Genomic DNA, 6,436 nt, shown 5'->3' with positions numbered 1-6,436 from the left:
GGGCAGCGGGGCGTCGCGGGAGGCGCGGCGGGCAGAGCCCCAGACAACGCGGGGGCCCGCGGGCTATACTTGCCGCGACACCAGAACACGACGGCAGGTGATACCTCTGATCAAGCTCTTTGCCAGCGACCTCGACGGCACGCTCTTCAACGCGCTCCACGAGACGGACCGCGCCATCCTCACGCGGCTCGAGGCGGTACTGCGCGCCGGGCGCCACGTGGCGTTGGCCACCGGTCGGGCCGTCCATCACGCACGCGAGCTCGGCTTCGGGAATCTGCCGCTTGAGACGGTGAGCGGCAACGGGGCCTTTATCCGGGATACGCGCGGCGAGCTGCTTCGCCACGTGCCCATCGCCCCCGCCACGCTCGAGGAGCTCCTCGCCGGCTTTCCGCGGTGCTGCCTCAGCTGCATCGACCCCGAGCTCACGCTGGTGCGCGGATCGCACGAGCAGTTTGTGGCAAGCTTCCGGCCCTCGCGCGGGCTGGCGGGACGACTCGCTGCGTGGCGCCAGCGGCGTCGTCCCACCCCTCCCGACCAGCTCTTCGACCAGACCGACGCGGCCGTGCTGGCCCGCCCCATCTGCAAGGTCAACTGCCGCACCGCCGACCCCGACGAGAAGCGCGAGCTTGCGGCCTTCGTGGCCGAGCACGCGGACACGATCGTGAACGCCTCGTTTGACGGGGACCTCTTCGAGCTCACGGACGCGCGTGTGAACAAGGGCGAGGCGCTGTCCTGGCTTGCCGCGCGCCTCGGCTTTGGGGAGGACGAGGTGGCGGTCTACGGCGACGGCGGCAACGACCTGGCCATGCTCGTGCGCTTCGACCACGCCTACGCCACGAGCAACGCAAGCGACGCGGCCAAGCGGGCCGCGGGCCACGTCATCGGCAGCTGCGCCCTCCACGCCGTGCCGCGGCACATGCTCGCCACCGTCCGGCGGGAGGGTCCCTGGCGAGAAGAACCTCGAGGCTGACCACGCGCCGCGCGCCCACGCGGCCCTGCGGTCGCGCCCGCGCGCCCGGGTCAACCCGCCCGCGCACCACGACAAGCCCACGACAAGAAAAGGGGCCGCCGGCAAGCCGACGACCCCTGAACGTGCATGGTCGGGTTGACTGGATTCGAACCAGCGACCTCTCGGTCCCGAACCGAGCGCTCTACCAAGCTGAGCCACAACCCGAAGCGGCAGAAGAGTATAGCAGACTTTCTCAGTATGTCCAAGTCTTTGTTGCCCAAGAGCGCCATCCGCGCTCCGAAGCGGCCCGCTCGGCCACCTCGCAGGCGGCGCGCTCTCCCTCGCACAGCGCGAACGAGCAGCTTCCCGAGCCTGTGACCTGGGCGGCAAGCACGCCGGGCTGCGCACGCAGCCACCCCTCCACCACCGCGACCTCCGGGCAGAGGGCCCGCGCCGCGTCAGCGAGATTATTGTGGAGACGCGCGGCCACGACGGCGACGTCTCCCCCCTCAAGCGCCGCGCACATGCCGCCGTAGGGGGCGGGATCGATGCCGGAGCGGTCGAACTCCGCATAGGCCTGCGGGGTGGAGCCGCCGCCTGAGCTCGGCATCACCAGCGCCAGGTACGCGTCAAGCGCCGGGAACGCGCGCTCGAACACGTCGCCCGCCCCCAGGAAGAGCGCCGGCTCGGGCCGCAGGAAGAAGGCAACGTCAGCGCCCACGCGCCGCGCGACGCCCACCACGCGCTCGTCGAGCGCGTCGACGCCCCAGAGCTCGCAGAGCGCCCGCAGCGCCGCGCCCGCGTCTGCCGAGGACCCACCAAGGCCCGCGCGCACCGGAATCCGCGCGCGAACCCGCAGCTCCACGTCGGGCGCCACGCCGAGCGCCTCGGCGAGCAGCGTCGCCGCACGCCAGACGCCGGTCTTCTCGACGGGGACCTCAAGGGCGGGCTCAAAGCGCACGGAGAGGCCGCGGGCGGGGCGTGCCTCCACGGTGTCCGTCAGCGCCACGGGCACCATGACGGAGTCCACGCGATGGTAGCCGCGGGCGTCCTTCTGGTGATGGACGCCAAGATGCAGGTTGACCTTGCAGGGGGTCTCGACGACCACGGGGCTGGCCATGCGAGGGGGCTCCTACTCGCCGGAGCTCTCGACAAAGTCGAAGAGGCGCTCGCCCGTCTCTGCGTCAAAGAGCTCGACGGTGCCGGTGAGCACGTCCACGTACTGGTAGGACTGGCGCGCGGTGCGGCCGCGGCGCTCCTCGACCTCGACGATGAACAGCGACGGGTGCGCGTGCATGAGGGTGCCGGTGCGCTCGACGATGCGAGAGCGGCCCATGTTGGCCTTGACCTTGAGGCGCTTGCCCTCCAGCGAGCTCAGCGCCTCGCGGATCTCGTCGATGCGGTTGACGGACGGAATCTCGTTCTCCATGTTGCGAACCTCCACGCGCCCGGCCGGGCGGAAATATCCAAAATCAGGGGCATTCCATCATATTACGCAAGGGGACCGGGGTGCAATCTGGTTCAACCTCTTGCCATGAGATGACCACGCGACACGCCATGGGCAACGGGGAGCCGGCCTCTTGGGCCACGTGCTACACTGCCCGCAGCACAGCAGCAGGCACGACGAAGGGAGCCTCATGGACACCAGCCGTCTGGCACGCGTCCGGCAGAACATGGCGAGAAGGAACCTCGAGCAGGCGCTGGTGGTGGACCCGCTCTCCATCTGGTGGCTCTGTGGCTACTACACCGAGCCCTACGAGCGCTTCCTCGCGCTGCTCGTGCCCGCGACGGGCGAGCCCACGCTCTTTGCGAACCGCCTCTTCCCGGACGCCTCCGGCTGCGGCGCCCGCGTGGTGAGCTTCTCCGACACCGACGACCCCGTACCGCTGGTGGCCGCCGCGTGCGCGGCAGACCAGCCGCTCGGCGTGGACAAGGACCTCGCGGCCCGCTGGCTCGTGCCGCTCATGGAGTCCGACGCGGCCTCCGGCTACGTGCTGGCCTCCGACGTGGTGGACGACGCCCGCTCGGTCAAGGACGCACGCGAGCAGGACCTCATGCGCGCGGCGTCCGCCACCAACGACGCCGCGATGGGCTGGCTGGCAAGCCAGCTCCGCCCGGGCGTGACGGAGCGCCAGATCGCCGACGGGCTCCTGGGCGAGTACCGGCGCCTCGGCGCGCAGGGCCACTCGTTCTCCCCCATCGTAAGCTTCGGAGACCACGCGGCCGACCCGCACCACGAGCCCGACGACACCGCGCTTGCCCCCGGCGACATGGTCCTCTTTGACGTGGGCTGCAAGCAGGACTGGTACTGCTCCGACATGACCCGCACCTTCTTCACCGCCGAGCCGACCGCCCACCAGCGCAAGGTCTACGACACGGTGCTGCGCGCCAACGAGGCCGCCGAGAAGATCGTGCGCCCGGGCGTCACCTTTGCCCAGATCGACCGCGCCGCGCGCCAGGTCATCGAGGACGCCGGCTGGGGCGAGGCCTTCACGCACCGCCTGGGCCACCAGATCGGCCTCGTGGACCACGAGCCCGGCGACGTCTCGGCCACCCACGACGAGCCCGTCCGCCCCGGCCAGTGCTTCTCCATCGAGCCCGGCATCTACCTGCCCGGCGACATGGGCGTGCGCATCGAGGACCTCGTCATCGTCACCGAGGACGGCTGCGAGGTCCTGAACTCCTACCCCAAGGCGCTGACCGTGCTGTAGCGCGATATCGGCGGGGGTGGCGGAGGGACGTGTCCCCGTCCTCAGACAGCGCTGCGCGATCTGCGGGCGGGGACACGTCCCTCCGCCCAAACCTGAGACACGACTGCGGGCGGGGGTGCTGACCTCCGCCCGCAGTTCTGCAGCCGGGGCGAGCGTCCTTCTCGCCGCGGCGAAGCTGTTTGAGGACGAAGGTCAGCACCCCGCCCCTCTGAGACGTTACTCGGCCGGGCAGAGCGAGAGCGCGGCCTCGTCCGCGACCACGACGCAGTTGGTGTGGAGCTGCAGGATGGAGGCGGGGCAGCTCGGCGTGACCGGGCCGTAGCACATGTCGCGGACGGCCTGGGCCTTGGCCTCGCCGTTGGCCACCACGAGAATCATGCGCGCGTACATGATGGTCTGCGTACCCATGGTGTAGGCCTGGCGCGGCACGTCCTCCTCGTGCTCGAACAGGCGGCTGTTGGCCTTGATCGTGGACTCGGTGAGGTCCACGCAGTGGGTGCCCTTGGAGAAGTGGTCGTCCGGCTCGTTGAAGCCGATGTGGCCGTTGTTGCCGATGCCCAGCAGCTGCAGGTCGGGGTAGCCGGCCTCGGCGACCATGCGGTCGTACTCGGCGCAGGCGGCGTCGGCGTCGGGGTTGGCGCCGTCGGGCACGTGCGTGTTGGCCAGGTCGATGTTCACGTGGTCAAAGAGGTTCTCGCGCATGAAGTAGTGGTAGCTCTGCGGGTCCTCGTGGCTGAGGCCGCGGTACTCGTCGAGGTTGTAGGTGCGGACCTGCGAGAAGTCGCAGTCGCCCTTGTGGTTCCACTCGATGAGCTGCTTGTAGGTGCCGATGGGCGTGGTGCCGGTGGCCAGGCCCAGCACGCAGTCGGGCTTGAGGATGACCTGGGCGGAGATGATGTTTGCCGCCTTGCGGCTCATGTCGGCGTAGTCCTTGGCGCGGAGAATCTTCATCGTGCGTCCCTTCTGTCTCGGCGGGCCTCCCGCCCACCGTGCGGCCCCATCGGCCGCGGCCAATGTGACTGCGACCACCAGGGCGAGGTCGCCAACGAGCTCTGTGAAGGAATCGCCGCGTCGAGGCCCCTGCCCGTCCATGGCGATCTGGGACGCGCGCCCCAGACGCTTTGATGATGCCACCGCGGGGTGCCTCCGGCCAGACGCATTCCGCGAACGGCGAGAAGCGCCCCGCGGCGTGACGGCTTTTGGGGCAGGCGGCTCCCGGCGGCTACAGCTTGGACGCCAGGTCCTCCAGCGCGTGGAAGCGGTGCGAGATCTGGTTCTTCTCGTCCAGCGTGAGCTCGGCCATGGTCTTGCCGGGGGTCTCGGCGGGAAGGAACAGCGGGTCGTAGCCAAAGCCGTGGCTGCCGCGCGGGACATGCCCGACCACGCCCTCGCAGTCGCCGTCGCCGCGCAGGACCTCGTCGCCGCGCACGAGCACCACGCTCGAGTGGAAGCGGGCGGTGCGGGCCTCGTCGGCGACGCCCTCCATCTCCCGCATGAGCCTCTCGTTGTTGGCGGCGTCGTTGCCGTGCTCGCCCGCCCAGCGCGCGGAGTAGATGCCCGGCGCGCCGTCGAGGGCGTCGACGCACAGGCCCGAGTCGTCCGCCACGGCCATGGCAAGGCCGGTCTGCGCCTGGGCCGCGCGCGCCTTGATGAGGGCGTTGTCAAAGAAGGTCTTCCCGTCCTCGACCGGGTCGGGGAAGTCCCCGAGCTCGCCGAGGGCCACGAAGCGCACGCCGGGCATCGCCGGCGCGAGGATCGCCTCGATCTCCACGACCTTGTGCGCGTTGCCCGTCGCGACGACCACGGTGCGCGCGGGGTCGAGCTCGCTGATGCTGAGGTGTGCCATGTCCTTCTCCCCTCGATTCGGTTTCTACAGCCGGTAGCCCGTCGCCTCGCGCTGCAGCTCGCACAGGCGCGCCACGCCCGCCTGTCCCAGGTCGAGCAGGGCGTCGAGCTGGGCGCGGTCGAGCGTGGAGCGCTCGCCGGTGCCCTGCACCTCCACGATCCGGCCGTCGCCGGTGCCCACGAGGTTGAGGTCGACCTCGGCGTGGCTGTCCTCGGGATAGTCCAGGTCGAGCAGGGCGATGCCGCCCACGATGCCCGCGGAGACGGCCGCCACCTGGCCGGTGAGCGGGAGCCGCGGCAGGCGACCCCGCTCGACGAGGCTCGAGAGCGCGCCGTGCAGCGCCACCCACGCGCCCGTGACCGAGGCCGTGCGCGTGCCGCCGTCGGCCTGGATGACGTCGCAGTCGAGCGTGATCGTCACCTCGCCGAGGCGGTCGAGCCGCACGACGGAGCGCAGGCTTCGCCCGATGAGGCGCTCGATCTCCATGGAGCGGCCCTTGCGCCCGCGGTACTCGCGCGGGGTACGGCGACTGCCGGAGGCCGGCAGCATCGCGTACTCGGCCGTGACCCAGCCGGCGTGCGCGCCCTTGCGCCAGGCGGGCACGCCCTCCTCCACGCTCGCCGCGCAGAGCACGCGCGTGTCGCCGAACTCGGCGAGGCACGACCCGGCGGCGTTCTTCAGCACGCCCGGGGTGAGCGTGACCCGCCGCATCTCGTCCGCCGCGCGGCCCGACGGCCTCGCACCACCTGCCATGATGTCCACGTCCACTCCCCTCTCCAAGGCCCGTGACCGGTGACCTCGGGAAATTAATCCACATTTGGGCAGCCGCTCCCAAAGCCCAACTGGGGTTTTGTCGCCATCACAAAGCCAAATGTGGATTATTTCCCCATGGCCTCGAGACGAGCGCCCCGGACGCCCAAAGAGAGCGGC

General features: G+C 70.5%; 7 protein-coding genes and 1 tRNA gene. 2 read left to right on the top strand and 6 right to left on the bottom strand.

Annotation, left to right across the window (positions count from 1 at the left end; translation table 11 throughout):
• Positions 1-97 precede the first annotated feature (97 nt).
• Positions 98-970 (top strand): HAD family hydrolase, encoded by an 873-nt coding sequence (locus H9X80_RS07590; protein ID WP_342590895.1) that lies wholly within the window; start codon positions 98-100, stop codon positions 968-970.
• 127 nt (positions 971-1,097) lie between these two features.
• On the opposite strand, the gene H9X80_RS07585 is transcribed toward H9X80_RS07590, so the two are convergent.
• The 3 genes from H9X80_RS07585 to H9X80_RS07575 form a co-directional block, all read right to left on the bottom strand.
• Positions 1,098-1,174 (bottom strand) — tRNA-Pro (locus H9X80_RS07585).
• A 28-nt stretch (positions 1,175-1,202) separates the two neighbouring features.
• Positions 1,203-2,069: a 4-(cytidine 5'-diphospho)-2-C-methyl-D-erythritol kinase gene (locus H9X80_RS07580; RefSeq protein ID WP_204793739.1), complete on the bottom strand. Its 867-nt coding sequence runs from the start codon at positions 2,067-2,069 to the stop codon at positions 1,203-1,205.
• 12 nt (positions 2,070-2,081) lie between these two features.
• Positions 2,082-2,378 carry a Veg family protein gene (locus tag H9X80_RS07575; RefSeq protein ID WP_204793738.1) on the bottom strand — a complete coding sequence of 99 codons (297 nt, stop codon included), beginning with the start codon at positions 2,376-2,378 and terminating at the stop codon, positions 2,082-2,084.
• A gap of 208 nt (positions 2,379-2,586) precedes the next feature.
• Between H9X80_RS07575 and H9X80_RS07570 the strand changes: the two genes are divergently transcribed.
• Complete coding sequence (locus tag H9X80_RS07570) at positions 2,587-3,660, top strand: M24 family metallopeptidase (protein WP_204793737.1); 1,074 nt, start codon at positions 2,587-2,589, stop codon at positions 3,658-3,660.
• A 216-nt stretch (positions 3,661-3,876) separates the two neighbouring features.
• On the opposite strand, the gene nagB is transcribed toward H9X80_RS07570, so the two are convergent.
• The 3 genes from nagB to rph all read right to left on the bottom strand — a co-directional run bounded on the left by nagB (position 3,877) and on the right by rph (position 6,259).
• Entirely contained in the window at positions 3,877-4,611 is a 735-nt protein-coding gene (nagB, locus tag H9X80_RS07565; protein ID WP_204793736.1) for a glucosamine-6-phosphate deaminase, read from the bottom strand.
• Between the two features lie 271 nt (positions 4,612-4,882).
• A complete protein-coding gene (gene rdgB, locus H9X80_RS07560; RefSeq protein ID WP_204793735.1) occupies positions 4,883-5,506 on the bottom strand; it encodes an RdgB/HAM1 family non-canonical purine NTP pyrophosphatase in 624 nt (207 codons plus the stop codon).
• A gap of 24 nt (positions 5,507-5,530) precedes the next feature.
• Positions 5,531-6,259: a ribonuclease PH gene (gene rph, locus H9X80_RS07555; protein ID WP_204793741.1), complete on the bottom strand. Its 729-nt coding sequence runs from the start codon at positions 6,257-6,259 to the stop codon at positions 5,531-5,533.
• Positions 6,260-6,436: the final 177 nt, after the last annotated feature.

The organism is Olsenella profusa (assembly GCF_016900315.1).
GTDB classification, from domain to species: Bacteria; Actinomycetota; Coriobacteriia; order Coriobacteriales; family Atopobiaceae; genus Thermophilibacter; species Thermophilibacter profusus_A.
Note: the sequence above shows the minus strand (reverse complement) of the source record. Positions and strands in the feature narration are given on the sequence as shown.

Excerpts from the sequence above, each read along its gene's own strand:
- H9X80_RS07580 (WP_204793739.1), bottom strand. The coding sequence starts at position 2,069 with ATGGCCAGCCCCGTGGTCGTCGAGACCCCCTGCAAGGTCAACCTGCAT.
- H9X80_RS07575 (WP_204793738.1), bottom strand. The coding sequence starts at position 2,378 with ATGGAGAACGAGATTCCGTCCGTCAACCGCATCGACGAGATCCGCGAG.
- H9X80_RS07570 (WP_204793737.1), top strand. The coding sequence starts at position 2,587 with ATGGACACCAGCCGTCTGGCACGCGTCCGGCAGAACATGGCGAGAAGG.
- nagB (WP_204793736.1), bottom strand. The coding sequence starts at position 4,611 with ATGAAGATTCTCCGCGCCAAGGACTACGCCGACATGAGCCGCAAGGCG.
- rdgB (WP_204793735.1), bottom strand. The coding sequence starts at position 5,506 with ATGGCACACCTCAGCATCAGCGAGCTCGACCCCGCGCGCACCGTGGTC.
- rph (WP_204793741.1), bottom strand. The coding sequence starts at position 6,259 with ATGGCAGGTGGTGCGAGGCCGTCGGGCCGCGCGGCGGACGAGATGCGG.